This window comes from Candidatus Pseudomonas phytovorans (assembly GCA_029202525.1).
Taxonomy (GTDB): Bacteria; Pseudomonadota; Gammaproteobacteria; order Pseudomonadales; family Pseudomonadaceae; genus Aquipseudomonas; species Aquipseudomonas phytovorans.
Window position 1 is genome coordinate 702,270 of record CP119325.1, and the last position, 22,839, is coordinate 725,108.

Here is a 22,839-nt window from a genome sequence, read left to right on the forward strand (position 1 = left end):
CTACCCCTTCGCGCGCATTCGTGAAAGTGTCCAAATGTGTCTCGACGTGAACAATTCCTACACAGACAATGCCAGAGGCCATGCGCCATGGCTTGCCCTGGTGTGTAACACAGGCGTCATAATGGGCGCTTATCTTGCCGCTCAATAGATGATAGGGCGTTAACGTCCTCAGGAACGCCAGATGAATAATGAAGTGCTCAGCCCTGTCGCGATCAAGGATGCCCAGGAGCTCCCGGAAGAGTTGGTGCAGACCCCGCCAGACCTGCCGCCCGAGGCCGTAGAGGAATCGGTAGAGGAGCAGGTGGCCGAGCCTGTGGCCGCGGCGCCCACGCCCGCACCGGCCCCGGCAATCAACGTCCCAGGCCTGGACGACAGCAGCCTGTACATTCATCGCGAACTTTCGCAGCTGCAGTTCAACATCCGCGTGCTGGAACAGGCGCTGGACGAGAACTACCCACTGCTTGAACGCCTCAAGTTCCTGTTGATTTTCTCCAGCAACCTCGACGAATTCTTCGAGATCCGCGTTGCCGGCCTGAAGAAGCAGATCAATTTCGCCCGTGAACAGGCCGGTGCCGACGGCCTGCAGCCGCACCAAGCGCTGGCGCGCATCAGCGAGCTGGTGCACATCGAGGTGGACCGCCAGTACGCGATCCTCAACGACGTACTGCTGCCGGAGCTGGAAAAGCACCAGATCCGCTTCATCCGCCGCCGTTACTGGACGCCTAAGCTCAAGACCTGGGTGCGTCGCTATTTCCGCGACGAAATCGCCCCGATCATCACCCCGATCGGCCTGGACCCGACCCACCCGTTCCCGCTGCTGGTGAACAAGAGCCTCAACTTCATTGTCGAGCTGGAAGGGGTCGACGCCTTCGGCCGTGACTCGGGCCTGGCGATCATCCCGGCCCCACGCCTGCTGCCGCGGGTCATCCGCGTGCCTGAAGAGGTGGGTGGCCCGGGTGCCAACTACGTGTTCCTGTCGTCGATGATCCACGCACACGCCGACGACCTGTTCCAGGGCATGAAGGTGAAGGGCTGCTACCAGTTCCGCCTGACCCGTAACGCCGACCTGGCGCTGGACTCTGAAGAGGTTGACGACCTGGCCCGCGCGCTGCGCGGCGAGCTGTTCTCGCGCCGTTACGGTGACGCCGTGCGCCTGGAAGTGGCCGACACCTGCCCGAAACACCTGTCGGACTACCTGCTCAAGCAGTTCAGCCTCAGCGAAAGTGAGCTGTACCAGGTCAATGGCCCGGTCAACCTCACCCGCCTGTTCAGCATTACCGGCCTGGACAGCCACCCGGAGCTGCAGTACACGCCGTTCACCCCGGCGATCCCCAAGCTGCTGGTGAACGCCGACAACATTTTCAGCGTGATCAGCAAGCAGGACATTCTGCTGATGCACCCGTTCGAGTCCTTCACCCCGGTGGTCGACCTGCTGCGCCAGGCCGCCAAGGACCCGCACGTGCTTGCCGTGCGCCAGACCCTGTACCGTTCCGGGGCCAACTCGGAAATTGTCGATGCCCTGGTGGACGCGGCGCGTAACGGCAAGGAGGTCACCGCGGTGATCGAATTGCGCGCGCGCTTCGACGAAGAGTCCAACCTGCAGATGGCCAGCCGCCTGCAAGCGGCCGGTGCGGTGGTTATCTACGGTGTGGTCGGCTTCAAGACGCACGCCAAGATGATGTTGATCCTGCGCCGCGAGCAGGGCGAGATCGTGCGTTATGCCCACCTGGGGACCGGCAACTACCACGCCGGCAACGCCCGCCTGTACACCGACTACAGCCTGCTGACCTCTGACGACGCCCTTACAGAGGACGTTGGCAAACTGTTCAGCCAGCTGATCGGCATGGGCAAGACGCTGCGCATGAAAAAGCTGCTGCACGCGCCGTTTACCCTGAAGAAGGGCATGCTCGACATGATTGCGCGGGAAACCCAGTTCGCCCTCGAAGGCAAGCCAGCGCACATCATTGCCAAGTTCAACTCGCTGACCGATGCCAAGGTCATCAAGGCACTCTACAAGGCCAGCCAGTCGGGTGTGAAAATTGACCTGGTGGTGCGTGGCATGTGCTGCCTGCGCCCAGGCATTCCGGGGGTTTCGCACAATATCCAGGTGCGCTCGATCATCGGCCGCTTCCTCGAGCACACGCGGGTGTTCTACTTCCTCAATGGCGGCGAGGAGCAGATCTACCTGTCCAGTGCCGACTGGATGGAGCGCAACCTCGACAAGCGCGTCGAGACCTGCTTCCCGGTAGAAGGCAAAAAGCTGCTGCTGCGGGTGAAGAAGGAGCTGGAAAGCTACCTGACCGACAACACTCACGCTTGGACCTTGCAGCCAGACGGGCGCTACGTGCGCAGCACCCCGACCGGCAACCAGAACCCGCGCAGTGCCCAGGCGACCCTGCTGGATCGCCTGAGCAATCCGGTCCTCAACGTACGCTGAGGACGAAGCCGACCCGGGCCAGCCACTCCGCCTCGTTGGCGAAGTCGGCCTGGGTCAGCTGGTTCTGCTCCAGCCAGCCTTCAGGGAAGGCAACATCAAGGCTTTCATCGCCAGCTTTGAGCACTACCTTCGGCATCTGCTGGTTGCCACGGATGTGGTGGAACAGAATGGCGAAGCGCAGCAGCACGCACAGGCGCAGCAGCTTGATGCCCTCGTCACCCAGCTCGGCGAATTTGTCCTTGGGGATGTTGCGGCGGTGGCCGCGCACCAGCAAGGCCATCATCTGCTGGTCCTCGCGCGAGAAGCCCGACAGGTCAGAGTGCTCGATCAGGTAGGCGCCGTGCTTGTGGTAGTGATAGTGGGCGATATCAAGGCCGACTTCGTGCACTTTCGCCGCCCAACCCAGCAGGTCGCGCCAGTTTCCATCTTTCAGCCCCCAGGCGTCGGCCACTTGGTCGAAAGCATGCAGTGCCTTGCGCTCCACGCGTGCAGCCTGGCCCTGGTCAACGTGGTAGCGCTCCATCAGCGAGTTGAGTGTGCGCTCACGCACGTCTTCGTGGTGGTGGCGGCCGAGCAGGTCGAACAGCACGCCTTCGCGCAAGGCGCCGTCACAGTGATCCATGCGCTGCAGCTCCAGCGCGTCGAAGATCGCTTCAAGAATGGCCATGCCCGCCGGGAAGATCGTACGGCGGTCCGGCTTGATGCCGTCGAAGTCGATCTTGTCGACCTCACCCAGCTTGAACATCTTGCGCTTGACCCAGGCCAGACCTTCAGCGTTGACCTCACCATTGCCCAGGCCGCCAGCCTTGATGGCGGCGCCGATGGCGCGGATGGTGCCGGACGAGCCGATGGCTTCATCCCAGGTCAGGCGGTGCAGGGCATGCTCGATGCTCATCAGCTCCAGGCGCGCAGCCGTGTAGGCCTGGGCGTAGCGGGCCGGGGTTATCTTGCCGTCGCGGAAGTAGCGCTGGGTGAAGCTGACGCAGCCCATCTGCAGGCTTTCGCGCAGCAGTGGCTCGAAGCGCTGGCCGATGATGAACTCGGTACTGCCGCCGCCGATGTCGGCCACCAGGCGCTTGCCGGGGGTGTCGGCCAGGGTGTGCGAGACACCCAGGTAGATCAGGCGCGCTTCTTCGCGGCCGGAGATGACCTCTACCGGGTGGCCGAGGATGGCTTCGGCGCGCTGGATGAAATCGTTACGGTTGCGCGCCTCGCGCAAGGCGTTGGTACCGACGATACGCACGGAGCCTGCCGGCATGCCGTTGATCAGCTGGGAAAAGCGCTTGAGGCAATCCAGGCCTCGTTCCATTGCCTCTTCGCTGAGTTTGCGCTCTTCGTCGATGCCGGCGGCAAGCTGAACTTTCTCGCCGAGCCGCTCGAGAATGCGGATTTCTGTATGGTGGGCCTTGGCCACGACCATGTGAAAACTGTTGGAGCCAAGGTCGATGGCGGCGATCAGGGACAGGTTCTTCGCGATGGTATGCGGCATGATCTGGTTGTTCTCGGTCGTTAACCCGGCAATCGTGCCACGATAGCAGGCTGTCGCCAACGCGTGACACGCAGCCGATGTGCTGGCCTTGATGCAAGGCAATGTGCCATTCGATTCTATGACGGCTGTATGACAGTTTCGATTCGCGGCGTCTTGCACAACTATAGTTACACTCAATCGTCCGCGGCTTCCTGTAGACGGCGGGTGCGGCTATGATGGGCCACGTTTTTTGCATATGACCCTGGAGATATCCATGAGCAGCGACCTGATCAAACACGTCACCGATGCTACCTTTGAAGCCGAAGTCCTCAAGGCCGAAGGCCCAGTGCTGGTCGACTACTGGGCTGAGTGGTGCGGCCCATGCAAGATGATCGCTCCGGTTCTGGACGACATCGCTGGCACCTACCAGGGCAAGCTGACCATCGCCAAGCTGAACATCGACGACAACCAGGAAACCCCAGCCAAGCACGGCGTGCGTGGTATCCCTACGCTGATGCTGTTCAAAAACGGCAATGTCGAGGCTACCAAGGTCGGCGCTCTGTCAAAATCGCAACTGGCCGCGTTCATCGACGCCAATCTGTGATGTGAAAAGCCCCGCAAATGCGGGGTTTTTTTTGGGCCACGGGCGCCCGTGGGTGCGGGTTCAACCGCGAGCTCCAATGTGAACCCACTGCCGCCTTCGCGGGTAAACCCGCTCCCACAGGGTACGATTTACCCCGTCAAAACCACTAGACGTCGAAAAAAGCAAGTGTTACATTCGGCCTCGCACTGCTTTTCCAGTGCCCTCCACACGCCGTCGCCGAAGCATCTCTAATTCGAATCAGTACGCGATCCTGTCGCCATCTAGCGGCGCGGCCTCATTAAGCCAGAAGCTTAATTCTCCCTTCTTACATGATTACGTCACTCCCCTTATGAACCTGACTGAACTCAAGCAAAAGCCGATTACCGATCTGTTGGAAATGGCCGAACAGATGGGCATCGAAAACATGGCCCGTTCGCGCAAACAGGACGTGATTTTCGCCCTGCTGAAAAAGCACGCGAAGAGCGGCGAAGAGATCTCGGGTGACGGCGTGCTGGAGATTCTCCAGGATGGTTTCGGTTTCCTGCGCTCGGCTGACGCGTCTTACCTGGCCGGCCCGGACGACATCTACGTCTCGCCTAGCCAGATCCGCCGTTTCAACCTGCGTACCGGCGACACCATCGTCGGCAAGATCCGCCCGCCGAAGGAAGGGGAGCGTTACTTCGCCCTGCTGAAGGTTGATACCATCAACTTCGACCGTCCGGAAAACGCGAAGAACAAGATCTTGTTCGAAAATCTGACGCCGCTGTTCCCGAACAAGCGCCTGAAGATGGAGGCTGGTAACGGCTCCACCGAAGACCTGACCGGCCGCGTCATCGACCTGTGCGCCCCGATCGGCAAAGGCCAGCGTGGCCTGATCGTCGCCCCGCCGAAAGCGGGCAAGACCATCATGCTGCAGAACATCGCGGCCAACATCACCCGTAACAACCCCGAGTGCCACCTGATCGTCCTGCTGATCGACGAGCGCCCGGAAGAAGTGACCGAAATGCAGCGCACCGTGCGCGGCGAAGTGGTTGCCTCCACCTTCGACGAGCCGCCAACCCGCCACGTGCAGGTTGCCGAAATGGTGATCGAGAAGGCCAAGCGCCTGGTCGAGCACAAGAAGGACGTGGTCATCCTGCTGGACTCCATCACCCGCTTGGCGCGTGCCTACAACACCGTGATCCCGAGCTCCGGCAAGGTGCTGACCGGTGGTGTCGACGCCCACGCCCTGGAGAAGCCGAAGCGCTTCTTCGGCGCTGCGCGTAACATCGAGGAAGGCGGTTCGCTGACCATCATCGCCACCGCGCTGGTTGAAACCGGCTCGAAGATGGACGAAGTGATCTACGAAGAGTTCAAGGGCACCGGCAACATGGAACTGCCGCTGGACCGCCGCATCGCCGAGAAGCGCGTGTTCCCGGCCATCAACATCAACCGTTCCGGTACCCGCCGCGAAGAGTTGCTGACCGCCGACGACGAACTGCAGCGCATGTGGATTCTGCGCAAGCTGCTGCACCCGATGGACGAAATCGCCGCCATCGAGTTCCTGGTCGACAAGCTCAAGCAGACCAAGACCAACGACGAGTTCTTCTTGTCGATGAAGCGCAAGTAAGATCGTCGTACCACGCAAAAGCCGGGGAAACCCGGCTTTTTGCTATCTGTACTTTGGCTATTGCGACCCTATCGGCGCTACACTCTGCACCCCCGACCGATACGGCCAACACGAGGCTTTTGCATGCAGTATCGCGACTTGCGCGACTTCATCCGTGGCCTGGAACAGCGCGGCGAGCTCAAGCGCATCCAGGTTCCGATCTCCCCTGTCCTGGAAATGACCGAGGTCTGTGACCGCACCCTGCGTGCCAAAGGCCCTGCATTGCTGTTCGAAAAGCCCACCGGTTTCGACATTCCGGTGCTCGGTAACCTGTTTGGTACGCCAGAGCGCGTGGCCATGGGCATGGGCGCCGAGTCGGTCGAAGAGCTGCGTGAAATCGGCAAGCTGCTGGCCTTCCTCAAGGAGCCCGAGCCACCCAAGGGCCTGAAAGACGCCTGGTCCAAGCTGCCGATCTTCAAGAAAGTCGTGTCGATGGCCCCGAAAGTGGTCAAGGACGCGGTGTGCCAGGAAGTGGTGGTCGAGGGTGACGATGTCGACCTTGGCGCACTGCCGATCCAGCATTGCTGGCCAGGCGATGTGGCGCCGCTGATCACCTGGGGCCTTACCGTGACCCGCGGCCCGAACAAGGACCGCCAGAACCTGGGCATCTACCGCCAGCAGGTCATCGGCCGCAACAAGGTCATTATGCGTTGGCTGAGCCACCGTGGCGGGGCCCTCGACTACCGTGAGTGGTGCGAGAAAAACCCCGGCCAGCCGTTCCCGGTGGCCGTGGCCCTGGGCGCTGACCCGGCGACCATCCTCGGCGCCGTGACGCCGGTGCCGGATAGCCTCTCCGAATATGCCTTCGCCGGCCTGCTGCGCGGTAACCGCACCGAGCTGGTCAAGTGCCGTGGCAGCAACCTGCAGGTGCCGGCCACCGCCGAGATCATCCTGGAAGGCGTGATCCACCCGGGCGAGATGGCCCCGGAAGGCCCATACGGCGACCACACCGGCTACTACAACGAAGTGGACAGCTTCCCGGTGTTCACCGTCGAGCGCATCACCCACCGGCACAAGCCGATCTATCACAGCACCTACACCGGCCGGCCGCCAGATGAGCCAGCGATTCTCGGCGTGGCACTGAACGAAGTGTTCGTGCCGATCCTGCAGAAGCAGTTCCCGGAAATCACCGACTTCTACCTGCCGCCGGAAGGCTGCTCTTACCGCATGGCGGTAGTGACCATGAAAAAGCAGTACCCGGGCCACGCCAAGCGCGTGATGCTGGGTGTGTGGTCGTTCCTGCGACAGTTCATGTACACCAAGTTCGTTATTGTCACAGATGACGATATCAACGCCCGTGACTGGAACGATGTGATCTGGGCCATCACCACACGCATGGACCCCAAGCGTGATACGGTGATGATCGACAACACCCCGATCGACTACCTGGACTTCGCGTCGCCGGTGTCGGGGCTGGGGTCGAAGATGGGCCTGGACGCCACGCACAAGTGGCCGGGCGAGACTACACGCGAATGGGGGCGGGTCATCGTCAAGGACGAAGCCGTCACCCGCCGTATCGATGAGCTGTGGGATCAGTTGGGAATAGATTGATGCAGGTAACGTTGCAGCCGTCCGGGGCGGTGCTGGCGCTTGAACCCGGGGAACGGATCCTGGATGGAGCGCGGCGGTTGGGCTATGACTGCCCGAACAGCTGCCGCAATGGCAATTGCCATGTCTGCGCCGCGTTGTTGGTCGAAGGCCGGGTACGCCAGGACGGCGAAGTCCGCGACCATGGCGAGCTGTTCACCTGCATTGCCGAGCCGCTGGAGGACTGTGTGTTGCTCTGGGATGGTGTGCTCGCCTTGGGCGAGCTGCCGGTGCGCAAACTGGCGTGCAGCGTCATTGAATGTGTCGACGTTGGTGGCGACGTCTGGCGGGTGCGACTGCGTGCGCCGGCCGGCAAGCCACTGCGTTACCACGCCGGGCAGTACCTGATGATCGAGCGCGAAGGCGGCAAGCCGGCCGCGTTCTCGCTGGCCTCCGCACCCCACGGCGGGCGCGTGCTGGAGCTGCACGTGCTGGCGCGTGAGCCCAGTGCAGTACAACTGATTGACCAACTGAAGCGTGACGGCCTGGCTCGCATCGAGATGCCATTTGGCGACACCCACCTGGCCGAGCTGCCCGACGGGCCGCTGGTGCTGATTGCCGCCGGCACCGGCATGGGCCAGATGCACAGCTTGCTTGAGCATTGCCGGGCCAACGGCTTCAAGCACCCGGTACATCTGTACTGGGGCGTGCGCCGGCCCGAAGACTTCTACCAGATCGAGCACTGGGACGAATGGCAGCGCCTGCCTAACCTGTTCCTGCACCAGGTCGTCAGTGACCTGTGCGGCTGGGAGGGCCGCTGCGGCATGCTGCATGAGGCGGTCTGCGAGGACATCGCCGACCTCAACACCGTGCATGTGTATGCCAGCGGTTCACCGAACATGATCTATGCCACCCTCGACGCCCTGGTCGAAGCTGGTATGGATGCACATCGCATGCGTGCGGATGTGTTTGCCTACGCGCCACGCGGTTAATAACCGAAGTTTGAACGAGTGGGTATAAGGCGGTAATTGTTACCGCCTTGGCCACTAACTTTCACAGTTGCCGAAACAGTACTTCCCAGTCGTCGGAACCGCGCATGAAACAATGACGCGAGGGCTTGAGTATTCCTGCAGTTCTGGCCTATGGTTACTGCAAGTGCCCTTGCTACAGCGGCCTGGGGCTTATCACAATCGGATCTCGCTACGTCCGTAGTTCATAGGGATAATGGCGGCAGCTTATGTCGGCACTTGAAAGTATGTCCTGGGAAGTTTCATATCCTCCGTCGCTCGACTTCGGTCAGCAACATACGCGCGACCAGTTGTTCAACTCCATGAAGACGACCATGTCCCTGCATCAGGGCGGGCCCGTGTGGCTGTTTGCTTATGGCTCCCTGATCTGGCGCCCGGAGTGCAGCTCTGTGGAACGCCAGCGGGCGCGAGTGCATGGTTATCACCGCGGCTTGTACCTGTGGTCGCACGAACACCGCGGCACCCCGGAAACGCCTGGGCTGGTGTTCGGCCTTGACCGTGGTGGCTCATGCAGCGGCTTTGCCTATCGGTTGGATGAAAGCAGCCTGGATGACTCGTTGATGGCCCTGTGGCAACGGGAGATGCCGTACCCGGCATACCGGCCGCACTGGCTCAGCTGCCGGCTGGACGATGGCACCAAAGTGCAGGCGTTGGGCTTTGTGCTGGAGCGCCATTTGCCGTGCTATGCCGGGAACCTGCCAGATACCCTGCTCAGCCAGATTCTTGCCAGTGCCAAGGGGCGCTATGGCACCACGCGGGACTATGTCGAGCAGACCTTGAATGCCCTGCGTAGCCACCAGATGCCCGATCGTAACCTGGAGGCACGGTTCAGGCGCTGCCATAACCTGCGTGAAGTTTGAGTTCTTGGGTCTGCTGCGCAGCCCATCGCGACACAAGGCCGCTCCTACAGGGGAACGCATAATCCTGTAGGAGCGGCCTTGTGTCGCGATGGGCTGCGCAGCAGACCCAAAATCAATGAGGCAGAACCACCAACTTACCCACAGCCTGCCGCTGTGCCAGCCGTTCAATAGCGGCCCCGGCCTCGGCCAGTGGATAAGTCTGCGAAACCAGCGGTTTCAGCTTGCCTTCGGCATGCCAGGCAAACAGCTGCTTGAAGTTAGCCGCATTGTCTTGCGGCTGACGTTGGGCAAATGCACCCCAGAACACCCCCAGCACCGCTGCACCCTTGAGCAGCACCAGATTGGCCGCCAGCTGTGGAATGCTGCCACTGGCAAAACCCACCACCAGTAGCCGGCCATTCCAGGCCAACCCGCGCACAGCCTGCTCGAACAGCTCGCCGCCGACCGGGTCGTAGATCACGTCCACGCCCTGGCCGCCGGTCAGGCGCTTGATTTCTTCGCGCAGGCTTGCCTGGCTGTAGTCGATCAGCTCATCTGCCCCGGCAGCCTTGGCCACGGCCAGTTTCTCGGTGCTGCTGGCCGCGGCGATCACCCGCGCGCCCAGGGCCTTGCCGATTTCCACCGCCGCCAGACCGACCCCGCCGGATGCGCCCAGTACCAGCAGCGTCTCGCCTGCTTGCAGTTGGCCGCGCTGGCGCAGGGCGTGCATCGAGGTGCCATAGGTCATGCCAAATGCCGCAGCGGTGGTGAAGTCCATGCTCGCCGGGATCGGCAGCACGTTGTAGAACGGCACTGCTACCTGTTCGGCGAACGCACCCCAGCCGGTGAGTGCCATGACCCGGTCGCCGACTTTGAACGCGCCAGCTTTTTCTCCGACTGCGGTCACCACTCCCGCTGCTTCGCCGCCTGGCGAGAACGGCAGCGGTGGTTGGAACTGGTATTTGCCTTCGATGATAAGGGTGTCGGGGAAGTTGACACCGGCGGCCTGCACATCCAGCAAGATCTCGTTTTTCTTCGGCAGCGGGCTGGCCACGTCTTCCAGTACCAGATCGCGCGCCGGACCCAGGGTTTTGCACAACACAGCTTTCATCGGGGCTATTCCTTTGCGGGTAATGGCCGATAAGTGTAGGAGGGCCGTTTGCCGGGTCAACGAGCATGGTCCGCCCTGATGTGTAGGCATAAGTGGCGGCACAAGCCCGGGCTTGGGTTTGAGCGGCGTGCTAGGTAAGCTGGCGCCAACTGTATTGAGGAGCGAATTCGTGAAAGCGTGGATCTTGATGGTGCTGGCACTGTTGCTGCCGGCTGCGGCCATGGCCGAAGAAGCCAAGGAAGGGGTGCCCAAGGTCGCCTACATCAGCCTGAGCCCGCCCTTTGTCGGCAACTATGCCCTCGACGGCGGCCCACGGCTGCGCGTGTTCAAGGCCGACGTGGCCCTGCGCGTAACCGGTGATGAAGCTGCCAAGGCGGTGCAGCACCACGAGCCGCTTATCCGCAACCAGCTGGTGGCACTGTTCACCCAACAGACCGTGGACAGCATGAGCAACGTCGAGGCCAAGGAACACCTTCGCCAAGAAGCGCTGAAGCAGGTGCAGCAGGTGCTGGAAGCGGAAGAGGGCAAGCCGATTGTCGAGGACTTGCTGTTCAACAACCTGATTGTGCAGTGAGCTGAAACCGGGTGAAGTCGATCGTTGGTAAGCATGACTGAAGTCAGGCTTACCTCGGTTGTAAGACCTTTCTGTCTTTCCTGTAAGCCTGCCAGTTTTCGGTTTCTGCGGCCATGGCCAAGCTAAATTGTGCCTTGTCTACAGTTGCTCGAGAGTGTTGGCAATGCCTTTGAAGTACCAGCCGAAAGCGGCGACTGTGCTGATGTGCGACTTTTCGGGCTTCCAGGTGCCTGAGATGATCAAGGTGCGGCCCGTCGTCGTCCTTCGCAAGCACATTCAAAATCGCCAGTTGGTGACGATAATTCCTTTGAGCACCACAGCACCTGATCGCTTGGCCAAGCATCACGTTGAGCTGCCGAGTTATCTGCCAGGACCGGCCCTCATATGTTGGGCCAAATGCGACATGATCTACACGGTTGCGATCAACAGACTGGACAGGTGTCAGGTCAAGTCGCGACATGGTGGTGGTCGGGAATTCCTCACCTTCACTATGAGGCCTGAGCATTTCGCGGCCGTGAGGGCTGCTGTTGGCTTCAGCCTGGGCTTCACATATCCGGCAACAGTGCCGGCTGTTGTCAGTGGTGCGCTGGATACGCAATAATCGCTCTGTTCCCGTAAGGGACTTGCGAGACTCTGTGGATCCTGGCTCAGCCAGCAATTACAGAGCCGGGCAGGTATGTGGCGATGACAAGCCAACCTGTCTGTGATTAGGGCGCCGAAAGGCGCCCTTTGTCTTTGTGCTACTTTTGCAATTTCCTGGGCGGAATGATGTCTCGCTCCCTTATGACGCCAGGCTACGGCGAAACCGCGCCAGGGCCACGCTGAAAAACACCAGCCCGATCAACGCCAGCGCCAGGATATCCGGCCATACCACTGTCCATCCGGCATCGCGGAACAGAATCGCGGTCCCCAGGCTGACAAAGTGCGTCGACGGCGATCCCTGCATTACCCATTGCAACCACTGCGGCATGCTGTCCAGCGGTGTGCTGCCGCCAGACAGCAACAGCATGGGGATGATCACCGGAATCGCCAGCAGGCCGAACTGCGGCGTCGAGCGCGCCAGGGTGGCGAGGAAAATGCCCAGGGCCGTACTGGCGAACAGATACAGCGCAGTCACGGCCAGAAACAGCCCCATCGAGCCGGACAGTGGCACGCCCAGTGCGCCTTTCACTACCACCACCAGCGAAATCCAGGTGCAGATCACCACCACCAGCGCGTTGCTGCCGATCTTCGCCAGCATGATTTCCAGTGCGGTCAGCGGCAGCACCAGCAGGTGGTCGAGCGTGCCATGTTCACGCTCGCGCAGCAGCGCGGTGCCGGTGAGGATGATCGCCAGGATGGTGATGTTGTTGACGATCTGGATCACGGCCAGGAACCAGCCCCCTTCAAGGTTGGGGTTGAATAGCGCCTTGGGGTTGATCAGCACCGGGCTTTGCGCGTTGCCACGCTGGCTGTAATCGAGCAGCTCACGCTCGAAGATGCGGCCGATGTAGCCGGCACCCATGAACGCCTGGCTCATGGCTGTGGCGTCGACGTTTATCTGGAGTTCTGGTGAGCGCCCGGCCAGCAAGTCGCTCTGGAAGTTCACCGGCACGTTGATCACGAACGTGTACTGGCCGCTGTCCATGGCCTGGTCCAGGTGCTCCGCGGCCAGCGCCACGGCGGGCTGGAACTCGGGCGGTTGCAGGGCTTCGGTCAGCTTGCGTGACAGCAGGCTGCGGTCTTCGTCCACCACCGCGACGCTGGCGTTGTGCACGCCGATCACCGAGCCGGCTGCCGGCATGTAGATCGCCACGCTGAAGGCATACAGCAGGAACAACAGCAGCACGCTGTCATGGCGCAGGCTGGTCAGTTCTTTCAGGCCCAGGCGCAGGGTGTGGTTCAGGCGCGACATCTCAGGCCTCCTGCTTTTTCAGCATGGCCAGGCTCAGGCCGGTAAACGCCGCAAAGAAGCCCAGCAGGATCAAGCATTGCGGCCATAGCTCGCGTAGCCCCAGCGCCTTGGTGAAGGTGCCGACCGCGATATCGAGAAAGTAGCCCGCCGGGAACAGCTGGCCCATCACTGCCGCCGCACCGTCCAGCGATGAGCGGGGCACGATCAGGCCAGAGAACTGGATGGTCGGCAGGCTGGTGATGATCATGGTGCCCAGAATGGCCGCGATCTGGGTGCGGGTGAACGCCGAAATCAGCAAGCCCAGGCTGGTGGTGGCCAGCAGGTAGGCCACGCCACCACAAGCCAGGGCCAGCACACTGCCCTTGAGCGGCACGGCGAACAGCCAGCGATTCATTGCCACCAGCAGCGCCAGGTTGACCAGGCTCACAGCCAGGTAAGGTATCTGCTTGCCCAGCAGGAACTCCAGGCGAGTGAGGGGGGTGGCGTAGAAGTTGGTGATGGAGCCGAGTTCTTTCTCGCGGACAATGCCCAACGCGGTGAGCATGGCCGGGATGAAGGCCAGGATCAGCGCCATCACGCCCGGGCCGATGGCATTCACGCTGACCACGTCCTGGTTGTAACGAAAACGCGTTTCCAGGCGCACAAGGTCCTGGCGCGGCTGCGGCTGTGGGCTCGCCTTTGCCAGCTGCTCAAGGTTGGCCTGGTGCACGGCCTCAACGTAGTTGCGGCTGGTTTCTGCACGAAACGGCATGCCGCCGTCGAGCCAGGCCGCCACCACCGGTTGGCGCCCGGCGTACAGGTCGCGGCCAAACCCGGGCGGAATCTCCAGCGCCAGCTTGATATCCGAGCGTTGCAGGCGCTGGTGCATCTGGCGGCTGTCAGTAATCGGCGCCTGTTCAGCAAAATAGCGTGAGCCACGGAAGGCTTCGAGGTAGGCCCGGCTTTGCGGGCTCTGGTCCTGATCGTGCACGGCGAAGGCAAGGTTTTCCACATCCAGCGAAATGCCATAGCCAAAAATCACCATCATGAACAGCGCGCCCAGCAGGGCAAAGGCCAGGCGCACCTTGTCGCGCAGCAACTCCTTGCCCTCACGGCTGGCCACCGCCAGCAGGCGGCGCAGGCTGAAGCCCTGGCGCAGGGGCGGGGTGGCCGTGGCTGCCTGCTCCAGCACGGCGTTCTCCGTAGCTTGCGGCGCAAGCTCCTGGGCCTGCTCCAGGCAGCGCACGAACGCGTCCTCCAGGGTGTCGCCCTGGTACTGGCGCTGCAGGGCATCCGGTGTGTCGCAGGCCAGAACCCGCCCGGCATGCATCAGCGAGATGCGGTCGCAGCGTTGGGCTTCGTTCATGAAATGGGTGGAGAGGAAAATGGTCACGCCCTGTTCGCGTGACAATTCCACCAACAGGCGCCAGAAATCGTCGCGGGCTGCGGGGTCAACCCCGGAGGTCGGTTCATCGAGAATCAATACTTCCGGGCGATGCAGCACTGCTACCGCCAGCGACAGGCGTTGACGCAGGCCAAGGGGCAGGGCGCCGGACGGCTGGTCGGCGATAGCGGCAAGGTCGAAGCGCTCGATCAGCTCATCAATGCGCTGGGCGCTTTCTGCCTTGGGCAGGTCGAACAGGCGGGCATGCAAGGCCAGGTTCTGCCGGGTGCTGAGTTCGCCATACAGCGAGAAGCTTTGCGACATGAAACCGACCCGCTTGCGCGTGGCCAGGTCACTGGCATCCACCGGGCGCCCCAGCAGGCTGGCGCTGCCCTCGCTGGCCGGCATCAGGCCGGTGAGCACTTTCATGGTGGTGGTCTTGCCGCAGCCGTTCGAGCCGAGGAAGCCGAAGATCTCGCCACGGCCAATGGCGAAACTGACCTTGTTTACCGCCGTGAAATCGCCAAAGCGCAGGGTCAGGTCGTGGGCCTCGATGGCCACCGGGCCGTCCGTGGCCGGGCGCGGTGGAATGCGCAGGGGTTGATGCTGGGCCTTGCCCGCGCCCTGGTAGTGGGTGAAGGCGTCGTCCAGCTTGCCGCTGGGGGTGACCGCAGCCAGTTCGTGGCTGGGGCCTGCGGCCAGCAGGTGGCCGCCATCGAGCATCAGGCAGTGCTCGAACTGTTCGGCCTCTTCCATGTAGGCGGTAGCCACCAGCAAGGTCAGTTGCGGGCGCTGTGCGCGAACCTGTTCGACCAGCTCCCAGAAGCGCCGCCGCGACAGCGGGTCGACGCCGGTGGTGGGTTCGTCGAGGATCAGCAGGTCCGGTTCGTGGATCAGTGCGCAACACAGGCCCAGCTTCTGCTTCATGCCGCCCGACAGCTTGCCGGCCGGGCGTTCGGCAAAGCGTTGCAGGTCGGTGGCCTGCAGCAGGTTGGCCATGCGCTGCTCGCACTCGCGGCGGCCCAGGCCGAACAGGGTGGCGAAGAAGCGAATGTTTTCGCTGATCGACAGCTCCGGGTACAGGTTGTTGCCCAGCCCCTGTGGCATGAACGCGACTTTCGGGTACAGCGCCGCGCGGTGGCGTCGCTGGCTGATCGAGCCACCCAGCACCTGGAGATCGCCCTTTTGCAGGCGTTTGACGCCTGCGATCAACCCCAGCAAGGTCGATTTGCCGGCGCCGTCTGGGCCGATGAGCGCGCAGCGGGTGCCCGCAGGCAGGCTGAAGCCGAGGGTGTGCAGGGCCACCAGGTCGCCGTAGCGGTGGCTGATACCCTCGGCCAGCAGTGCCGGGGCGTTCATTGCAGGTTGGCCGGCCAGTCCACCTCAGCCGTGCGCACATAGCCGGCGCCTGGCATGCCTGGTTTGGCTTGCGGAACATTACCTGGGTCGCTGAGGCGCAGCTTGACCCGAAACACCAGCTTTTGCCGCTCGTCGCGGGTTTCTACCTGTTTGGGGGTGAACTGGGCCTTGGCCGCGACAAACGCCACCTTGGCTGGCAGGGCGCGTTCGGGCAAAGCGTCGAGCACGATACGCGCCTGGTCGCCCACGGTCAGCCGGCCGCTGGTGGAGGCCGGTAGGTACAGGTTCATGTATTGGTCGCTGGGGTCGATCAGCATCAGCACGCGGCCGCCGGCACCCAGCACTTCGCCAGGCTCGGCCAGGCGCAGCTGGATGATGCCGTCGATGGGGGCACGCAGGCTGCTGTCGTCGATTTCGCTGGTGAGCTGGGCTACCTGGGCTTCGGCGGCACCGATGGCGGCCTTGATTGCCGCCAATTGGGCGCGAGAGGCGACTACCGCGGCATTGGCCGTGTCGAAGCGCGCCTGCTGTTGGTCAAGCAACTGCTGGCTGGCGTATTTGCGCTGGAAAATCTCACGCACGCGCTTGAGTTCCTGGCTGGCCAGCAACAGTTCGCTTTGGCGTAGCTGCACACTGGCCTGGGCGGCGGCGTAGTTTTCCCGGGCGCGCACCACTTCGGCTTCAGCCTGGGCACGCTGGGCTTCCATGGTGCGGGTGTCGATGCGCGCCAGCAGTTGGCCGCGGGTAACCTTGTCACCTTCGTCGACCAGCACTTCGGCCAAGCGACCGGGGATTTTACTGGCGATCTGGACTTCGGTGGCTTCGAGGCGGCCGTTGCCCATGCTCAGGCCTTCGGGCAACTGGTCGTGGAGTGACTTCCAGTACCCCAGCCCTCCGGCAGCAGCGAGCAGGGCGATCAGCGCGGTGGCGAATATTCTGGGGGCGAATTGATTCATCATTCTGCATCCTTGCGGTCTTGCACACCACATCATGGCGTGGGGCCATGCGTGGCGTGTTGATATCGGTCAAACCCTTGACCTTAGCCACTGTTTCAACGCAGCGCGACAATCACTGCCCATTGTTCGGGGGTCACCGGCATCACCGACAGGCGGCTGCCCTTTTGCACCAGCGGCAACTCGGCCAGGCCGGACTGCTGCTTCAGCCTGCCCAGTTCCAGAACCCGTGGCAGGGTTTGCACATGGGCCACATCCACCGCGCTCCACGGGTTCTTCTCGGCTGTGGCCTTGGCATCGTAGTAGTGGCTTTGTGGGTCCAGTGCGGTCGGGTCCGGGTAAGCCGCGCGGATGATTTTGCCGATGCCGGCAATACCGGGCTGCGGGCAACTGGAGTGGTAGAAGAAGAACTCGTCACCCACGTTCATGGCCCGCAGGAAATTGCGCGCCTGATAGTTGCGCACCCCGTCCCAGCGCGTTTCGCCCAAGCGGCCGAGGGCTTCGATGGAGAGCTCATCGGGCTCGGATTTCATCAGCCAGTAGGCCATGGATGCTGCTCCTGAAAAGGTTTGAAATAACCTGTTGCACGAAACCGACAGCCGGTTGGCGTCAAGGTTTGCGTGTGGACGCAGGTTGTCGGAAAATGCGCCCCGTTTAAAGCGCAATGCGCTGGCGATACCCAGAAAATCGCCGGGCACTGAACAGTTTGCCTGGGGGGCAATCTTCAATGAATCAACGCAAAAAGCCGGATCTGCTGTGGATCCTGGTGTTCATTTTTGGCCTGGGTGTGGTCACTACCGGTTATGCGCAGGGGTTCTGGGAGCGCAAGCTGGACAACGCCTATCAGATGCCGGTCGACGCCAGCCAGCCACAACGTTGATGCCCCCGCTGGCGCCGCTTAACGCGGCGCCAGGTACCAGTCACGGTCCGATACCGTGCCCTGCAGCGGTACATCCCAACTGGCCTGGGCCAGCCGCTCGACCTTCTGGCATTCATGCGCCAGCCCCAGCAGCAAAGGCTTCTTCCAGGTTTTTCGACGCGCCTGGTAGGCCAGGCTGCGGTCATAGAAGCCACCGCCCATTCCCAGGCGCCCGCCCACTTCGTCAAAACCGACCAACGGCAGCAGGATCAGGTCCAGTGCCCAGATTGGCCGTTGGCGTTTGCGTTCAGTAATAGGCTCAGGAATACGGAAACGGTTGGGCTTGAGCTTTTCGCCTTGCTCGAACCGCTGGAACACCATGCGCGTGCGCGGCCAGGCGTGCAGCACCGGCAGGTAGGTGCGCTTGCCGCGGCGCTGGGCTTCGCGCAGTAACAGGCAAGGGTCGATTTCGCCGTCGTTGGGCAGGTACAGGGCAATGTGCCGGGCGCGGCGGAACAGCGGGTGCTGCGCAAGCTGACGGTACAGGCCAAGGGTGGCCTGGCGTTGCTGGGCAGGGGTAAGGGCGCGGCGTGCATTGCGAAGCAGGCGACGAAGCTGGGGGCGGGTGAGCGGCGCGGTGTCGGTCATGGCACGGGCGATCCCAGGTGTACTGGCCGACATTGTCGGCCAAAACGAATTGCCCGCCAGAGGGGCGGGCAAGAGAATTCAGGCTCCCCGATCAGACCGCTGTCGGTGTAGCCCTTGAACCCGAAAGTTCAAGGTGGAGATTGCAGGGGGCGTTAAGGCTTTCCGTCGGGCGGACATGCACACCGGCCCCAGCGTGCAACCCCCGTGGTTGTGCGTATCGGCTCAGGGACATAACCGACTGGCGCATCCACCAGGGAGTGGCGCCAGTATACCAATCTCAACCGATTTTGGTATCCGTGTCGTCGGACAAAGCCTTATCTACCCGATCCAGCAAGTCGCGCACCTGTTCGCGGTTGGTGCCGCTGGCCGGGGCCTCGCTGCGGTCTTCCTGGCGATGCAGCATCTCGTGGGTAATGTTCAATGCCGCCATGACCGCGATCCGGTCGGCGCCAATCACCTTGCCGCTGCTGCGGATCTCGCGCATCTTGCCGTCGAGGTAGCGCGCGGCGCTGACCAGGTTGTTGCGCTCTTCCGGCGGGCAGATGATCGAATATTCCTTGTCGAGGATCTGCACGGTGACGCTATTGCTTGAACTCATGAGTCTTGCTCCAGAGCCTTGAGGCGTAAGATCATCGACTCGACCTTGCGCTTGGCGATCTCGTTCTTTTCGATGAGGTGGGCGCGCTCTTCGCGCCAGGATTTTTCCTGAGCTACTAGGAGTGCATTTTGCCGTTTTAGTTGCTCGACGCGTTCGATCAGCAACTCGAATCGGCTCATCAGTGCCTGAAGGTCGTTCTCTTGCGTGGGTTGCACTCGATTCGCTCCGTCGTTGAGTCACCTGGCGATGATGCCTCTCCCTGGCCCACGACGGCCAGTGCCGATGGTCTTGGCGCGCCTGCCGGTGCTAGGATACAAGGTCTCCATTCTAGTCATTGCGCCGTCTGGCGCCTAGCAGCCCATGCCCAATACCCAATCGCCTTACATCGCCTTCGCCATGCTGCTCTCGAGCAATGGTCACCCTGTCACCCCGGCCGAACTGCACGGCCTGCTGATCGGCCGCAGCTGCGCCGGTGCCGGTTTCGACGCCGATGCCTGGCTGGCCGATGCCGCCCAGCTGCTGGAAACCGAGCCCGGCGACCCCGTGCGCAACGCCCTGATCGGCCTGCAGGAAATGGTCAAGGGTGAGCTGACCAGCGACGACATGGCCATCGTCCTGCTGCTGCCTACCGACGACGCCGCCCTGACCGACCGAGCCACCGCGCTGGGCCAGTGGTGCCAGGGCTTCATTACCGGTTTCGGCCTGAACGTCGGCGGCAAGGACCTGTCCACCGAAGCCAAGGAAGTGCTGGAGGACCTGGTAGCCATTTCCCAGGTACAGGAAGCCCTCGAAGAGTCCGAAGACGGCGAGAGCGACTACATGGAAGTCATGGAATACCTGCGCGTGGCGCCGCTGCTGCTGTTCTCCGAGCTGGCCAAGCCGGCCGCACCCGCGTCCAAGCCATCGCTGCACTGATCAACCGGGGGTAGTCTGCCCATGAGCCACATTCCCAAGGGCGAGTATGCCCGTCGGCGCAAGGCGCTGATGGCGCAGATGGTCCCCAACAGCATCGCCATCCTGCCCGCCGCCGCAGTTGCCATCCGCAACCGCGACGTCGAGCACGTATACCGCCAGGACAGCGACTTCCAGTACCTCAGCGGCTTCCCGGAGCCCGAGGCAGTGATCGCGCTGATCCCCGGGCGCGAGCATGGCGAGTACGTGCTGTTCTGCCGTGAACGCAACCCCGAGCGTGAACTGTGGGACGGCCTGCGCGCAGGCCAGGAAGGCGCGGTGAGCGATTTTGGCGCCGACGATGCCTTCCCCATCACCGACATCGACGAGATCCTGCCGGGCCTTATCGAGGGCCGCGAGCGGGTGTACAGCGCCATGGGCAGCAACCCCGATTTCGACCGGCGGCTGATGGACTGGATCAACGTGATCCGCTCCAAGGCCCGCCTGGGCGCCCAGCCACCGAATGAGTTCGTTGCGCTGGATCATCTGCTGCACGACATGCGCCTGTATAAATCGGCAGCGGAAGTGAAGGTGATGCGCGCGGCCGCAGCCATTTCTGCACAGGCTCATGTGCGGGCCATGCAGGCCTGCCGGGCCGGGCTGCACGAATACAGCCTGGAAGCCGAGCTGGACTACGAGTTCCGCAAGGGCGGTGCGAAGATGCCGGCCTACGGCTCGATCGTCGCGGCCGGGCGCAATGGTTGCATCCTGCACTATCAGCAGAACGACGCCTCGCTCAAGGATGGCGACCTGGTACTGATCGACGCCGGTTGCGAAATCGACTGCTACGCCAGCGATATCACCCGTACCTTCCCGGTCAGCGGGCGTTTTTCGCCCGAGCAGAAGGCCATCTACGAGCTGGTGCTCAAGGCCCAGGCCGCAGCGTTTGCCGAAATCGCCCCGGGCAAGCACTGGAACCACGCTCACGAGGCGACCGTGAAGGTGATTACCGAAGGCCTGGTGGAACTGGGCCTGCTTAGTGGCGAGGTGCAGGCGCTGATCGACAGCGAGGCCTATCGCGCCTTCTACATGCACCGTGCCGGACACTGGCTGGGCATGGATGTACACGACGTGGGCGAGTACAAGGTGGGCGGCGAGTGGCGGGTGCTGGAGCCCGGCATGGCGCTGACCGTCGAGCCGGGTATCTACATAGGCGCCGACAATCAGGCCGTGGCCAAAAAATGGCGCGGCATTGGTGTAAGGATCGAGGACGACGTAGTGGTCACCAGGCAAGGTTGTGAAATCCTCACGTCGGGCGTGCCACGCACGGTCGCCGAGATCGAGGCGCTGATGCAGGCCGCTCGCAAGGACGCCGCATGAACCGCGTGAACCTGGCGATCATTGGCGGCGGCCTGGTGGGCGCAAGCCTGGCGTTGATCCTGCAGGCAGGGGCTAAGGCGCGGGGCTGGAAGATTCTGCTGATCGAGCCGTTCGCCCCCGGCGACAGCTTTCAGCCCAGCTACGATGCGCGCTCTTCGGCGTTGTCGTTCGGCACCCAGCAGATTTACCAGCAGCAGGGCCTGTGGCAGGCCATTGGCCGCCGTGCCGAGCCGATCCGGCAAATTCATGTATCCGACCGTGGCCGCTTCGGCTCCACCCGCCTGGATGCCGGGGAAGAAGGCGTGCCGGCGCTGGGCTACGTGGTGGAAAACGCCTGGCTTGGCCAATGCCTGTGGCAAGGGCTGGACAGCGACGTGGTGAGCTGGCGCTGCCCTGCAGAAGTGACCTCGATGCAGGCGATCGAAGGCGGTTACCGCCTGCAGCTGAATGACGATACCCAGCTGGAATGCGACCTGGCGGTACTGGCCGACGGTGGCCGTTCCGGCCTGCGCGAGCAGTTGGGCATCCACGTGCGCCACACGCCGTACCAGCAGAGCGCGTTGATCGCCAACATCACCCCGGGTGAGGCCCACGGTGGCCAGGCGTTCGAGCGCTTCACCGAAGAAGGCCCGATGGCGCTGCTGCCATTGCCGGATAACCGCTGCGCGCTGGTATGGACCCGTCAGGGTATGGATGCGCGGCGCTTGGCCGACATCGACGAGCGCAGTTTCCTGCGTGAGCTGCAAGGCGTGTTTGGCTATCGCTTGGGCGCATTGCGCCAGGTCGGTGCACGGCACCTTTACCCGCTGTCACTGATCGAGGCCCAGGAACAGGTGCGGCAGCACCTGGTGGTACTGGGCAATGCTGCGCACAGCCTGCACCCGATTGCCGGCCAGGGCTTCAACCTGTCGCTGCGCGATGTGCAGGCGCTGGCCGATGCGTTGCTGGCTGGCCCGCAGCAGCCTGGCGACCTGGCCACGCTGCAGGTTTACGCCCAGCGCCAGCGCTTGGACCAGGCCATGACCATCGGCTTTTCCGACCAGGTCACCCGCTTGTTCGGCAGCAATCAGCCATTGCTGGCCGCCGGGCGTAACCTTGGGCTGCTGGGGCTCGACCTGCTGCCGCCGGCCAAAAGCTGGTTCGCCCGCCAGGCCATGGGCCTGGGCACCCGCCCCGATCCGCGGGGTCAGGCATGAGCAACCCGCGTAAACTGGCACGTCGTGCGCGCATCTTGCGCTGGATGCTGAACCTCTACCCGCCGTATCTGGGGGCTGGCATCCGCGTGCAGTCCATCAGCCCTGACCTGCGCAGCGTCAAGGTGGCCATGAAGCTGACCCGCTGGAACCGCAACTATGTCGGTACCCAGTTCGGTGGCAGCCTGTATTCGATGGTCGACCCTTTCTACATGTTGCTGCTGATCGAGCAGTTGGGCCGCGACTATATCGTTTGGGACAAGGCCGCCAGCATCGATTTCATCTCGCCGGGTAAAGGCCCGGTGTACGCCGAATTCCACATTGATGACGCGCTGCTGGACGACATCCGCCAGCAGACCGCCACCGGCAAAAAGTGCCTGCCGCGATTGCAGGTCGATATCCGCGATGGCGCCGGCGAGCTGGTGGCGCGGGTCGATAAAACCCTATACGTGCGGCTCAAGCCGCAAGCGAGGCTGGCGTAAGGCA

22 protein-coding genes and 1 other RNA gene are annotated in these 22,839 nt (G+C 62.6%); 13 read left to right on the forward strand and 10 right to left on the reverse strand.

Translation table 11 applies throughout. From position 1 onward, the window contains the following. The first annotated feature begins 181 nt into the window (after positions 1-181). A complete protein-coding gene (gene ppk1 / locus P0Y58_03100) occupies positions 182-2,437 on the forward strand; it encodes a polyphosphate kinase 1 (GenBank protein ID WEK31196.1) in 2,256 nt (751 codons plus the stop codon). Here ppk1 and ppx read toward each other — a convergent pair. Then, the gene (gene ppx, locus P0Y58_03105) at positions 2,424-3,926 is read right to left on the reverse strand and encodes an exopolyphosphatase (GenBank protein ID WEK31197.1); all 1,503 of its coding nucleotides are present in this window, start codon (positions 3,924-3,926) and stop codon (positions 2,424-2,426) included. The genes ppk1 and ppx overlap by 14 nt on opposite strands. A 253-nt stretch (positions 3,927-4,179) precedes the next feature. Here ppx and trxA point away from each other — a divergent pair, with 253 nt between their 5' ends. The 5 genes from trxA (at position 4,180) to P0Y58_03130 (ending at position 9,551) form a co-directional block, all read left to right on the forward strand. Next, the gene (trxA, locus tag P0Y58_03110) at positions 4,180-4,509 is read left to right on the forward strand and encodes a thioredoxin TrxA (protein WEK31198.1); all 330 of its coding nucleotides are present in this window, start codon (positions 4,180-4,182) and stop codon (positions 4,507-4,509) included. A gap of 328 nt (positions 4,510-4,837) precedes the next feature. Beyond that, the gene (gene rho, locus P0Y58_03115) at positions 4,838-6,097 is read left to right on the forward strand and encodes a transcription termination factor Rho (protein WEK31199.1); all 1,260 of its coding nucleotides are present in this window, start codon (positions 4,838-4,840) and stop codon (positions 6,095-6,097) included. Positions 6,098-6,220: 123 nt separating this feature from the next. Beyond that, positions 6,221-7,687, forward strand: a complete 1,467-nt coding sequence (ubiD, locus tag P0Y58_03120; protein ID WEK31200.1) for a 4-hydroxy-3-polyprenylbenzoate decarboxylase — start codon at positions 6,221-6,223, stop codon at positions 7,685-7,687. Then, complete coding sequence (locus P0Y58_03125; protein WEK31201.1) at positions 7,687-8,655, forward strand: CDP-6-deoxy-delta-3,4-glucoseen reductase; 969 nt, start codon at positions 7,687-7,689, stop codon at positions 8,653-8,655. Before ubiD ends, P0Y58_03125 begins: the two co-directional genes overlap by 1 nt. A gap of 245 nt (positions 8,656-8,900) precedes the next feature. Continuing rightward, the gene (locus tag P0Y58_03130; GenBank protein WEK31202.1) at positions 8,901-9,551 is read left to right on the forward strand and encodes a gamma-glutamylcyclotransferase; all 651 of its coding nucleotides are present in this window, start codon (positions 8,901-8,903) and stop codon (positions 9,549-9,551) included. A gap of 112 nt (positions 9,552-9,663) precedes the next feature. Here P0Y58_03130 and P0Y58_03135 read toward each other — a convergent pair whose 3' ends face one another. Continuing rightward, positions 9,664-10,641: an NADPH:quinone oxidoreductase family protein gene (locus tag P0Y58_03135; protein ID WEK31203.1), complete on the reverse strand. Its 978-nt coding sequence runs from the start codon at positions 10,639-10,641 to the stop codon at positions 9,664-9,666. A gap of 169 nt (positions 10,642-10,810) precedes the next feature. On the opposite strand from P0Y58_03135, the gene P0Y58_03140 reads away from it, so the two are divergent. Both P0Y58_03140 and P0Y58_03145 read left to right on the forward strand, forming a co-directional pair. After that, positions 10,811-11,215: a flagellar basal body-associated protein FliL gene (locus tag P0Y58_03140; protein ID WEK31204.1), complete on the forward strand. Its 405-nt coding sequence runs from the start codon at positions 10,811-10,813 to the stop codon at positions 11,213-11,215. A gap of 163 nt (positions 11,216-11,378) precedes the next feature. Beyond that, positions 11,379-11,816 (forward strand): type II toxin-antitoxin system PemK/MazF family toxin, encoded by a 438-nt coding sequence (locus tag P0Y58_03145; GenBank protein WEK31205.1) that lies wholly within the window; start codon positions 11,379-11,381, stop codon positions 11,814-11,816. A gap of 180 nt (positions 11,817-11,996) precedes the next feature. Here P0Y58_03145 and P0Y58_03150 read toward each other — a convergent pair whose 3' ends face one another. From P0Y58_03150 to P0Y58_03165, 4 genes are all read right to left on the reverse strand, one after another. Further along, positions 11,997-13,109, reverse strand: coding sequence for an ABC transporter permease (locus P0Y58_03150; GenBank protein WEK31206.1), 1,113 nt, complete (start codon positions 13,107-13,109; stop codon positions 11,997-11,999). 1 nt (position 13,110) lies between these two features. After that, positions 13,111-15,831, reverse strand: coding sequence for a ribosome-associated ATPase/putative transporter RbbA (rbbA, locus tag P0Y58_03155; protein ID WEK31207.1), 2,721 nt, complete (start codon positions 15,829-15,831; stop codon positions 13,111-13,113). Then, complete coding sequence (locus tag P0Y58_03160; protein ID WEK33263.1) at positions 15,828-16,787, reverse strand: HlyD family efflux transporter periplasmic adaptor subunit; 960 nt, start codon at positions 16,785-16,787, stop codon at positions 15,828-15,830. The genes rbbA and P0Y58_03160 overlap by 4 nt, the downstream gene beginning before the upstream one ends. 95 nt (positions 16,788-16,882) lie before the next feature. Beyond that, a complete protein-coding gene (locus P0Y58_03165) occupies positions 16,883-17,332 on the reverse strand; it encodes an EVE domain-containing protein (GenBank protein WEK31208.1) in 450 nt (149 codons plus the stop codon). Between the two features lie 179 nt (positions 17,333-17,511). Between P0Y58_03165 and P0Y58_03170 the strand changes: the two genes are divergently transcribed. Then, positions 17,512-17,664 carry a hypothetical protein gene (locus P0Y58_03170; protein WEK31209.1) on the forward strand — a complete coding sequence of 51 codons (153 nt, stop codon included), beginning with the start codon at positions 17,512-17,514 and terminating at the stop codon, positions 17,662-17,664. A gap of 18 nt (positions 17,665-17,682) precedes the next feature. On the opposite strand, the gene P0Y58_03175 is transcribed toward P0Y58_03170, so the two are convergent. The 4 genes from P0Y58_03175 to P0Y58_03190 form a co-directional block, all read right to left on the reverse strand. Beyond that, positions 17,683-18,291: a 5-formyltetrahydrofolate cyclo-ligase gene (locus tag P0Y58_03175; GenBank protein ID WEK31210.1), complete on the reverse strand. Its 609-nt coding sequence runs from the start codon at positions 18,289-18,291 to the stop codon at positions 17,683-17,685. Between the two features lie 80 nt (positions 18,292-18,371). After that, positions 18,372-18,551: non-coding RNA, 6S RNA (gene ssrS / locus P0Y58_03180), on the reverse strand. 17 nt (positions 18,552-18,568) lie between these two features. Next, positions 18,569-18,889 carry a cell division protein ZapA gene (locus P0Y58_03185; protein WEK31211.1) on the reverse strand — a complete coding sequence of 107 codons (321 nt, stop codon included), beginning with the start codon at positions 18,887-18,889 and terminating at the stop codon, positions 18,569-18,571. After that, the gene (locus P0Y58_03190) at positions 18,886-19,068 is read right to left on the reverse strand and encodes a TIGR02449 family protein (protein ID WEK33264.1); all 183 of its coding nucleotides are present in this window, start codon (positions 19,066-19,068) and stop codon (positions 18,886-18,888) included. The genes P0Y58_03185 and P0Y58_03190 overlap by 4 nt, the downstream gene beginning before the upstream one ends. A gap of 181 nt (positions 19,069-19,249) precedes the next feature. Here P0Y58_03190 and P0Y58_03195 point away from each other — a divergent pair, with 181 nt between their 5' ends. From P0Y58_03195 to P0Y58_03210, 4 genes are read left to right on the forward strand one after another with little or no spacing between them, the layout of a single operon-like run. Next, complete coding sequence (locus P0Y58_03195) at positions 19,250-19,804, forward strand: YecA family protein (GenBank protein ID WEK31212.1); 555 nt, start codon at positions 19,250-19,252, stop codon at positions 19,802-19,804. A gap of 21 nt (positions 19,805-19,825) precedes the next feature. Then, positions 19,826-21,160, forward strand: a complete 1,335-nt coding sequence (gene pepP, locus P0Y58_03200) for a Xaa-Pro aminopeptidase (protein WEK31213.1) — start codon at positions 19,826-19,828, stop codon at positions 21,158-21,160. Next, positions 21,157-22,356 carry a 2-octaprenyl-6-methoxyphenyl hydroxylase gene (gene ubiH / locus P0Y58_03205; GenBank protein WEK31214.1) on the forward strand — a complete coding sequence of 400 codons (1,200 nt, stop codon included), beginning with the start codon at positions 21,157-21,159 and terminating at the stop codon, positions 22,354-22,356. Before pepP ends, ubiH begins: the two co-directional genes overlap by 4 nt. Next, the gene (locus P0Y58_03210; protein ID WEK31215.1) at positions 22,353-22,835 is read left to right on the forward strand and encodes a DUF4442 domain-containing protein; all 483 of its coding nucleotides are present in this window, start codon (positions 22,353-22,355) and stop codon (positions 22,833-22,835) included. The genes ubiH and P0Y58_03210 overlap by 4 nt, the downstream gene beginning before the upstream one ends. Positions 22,836-22,839 lie beyond the last annotated feature (4 nt).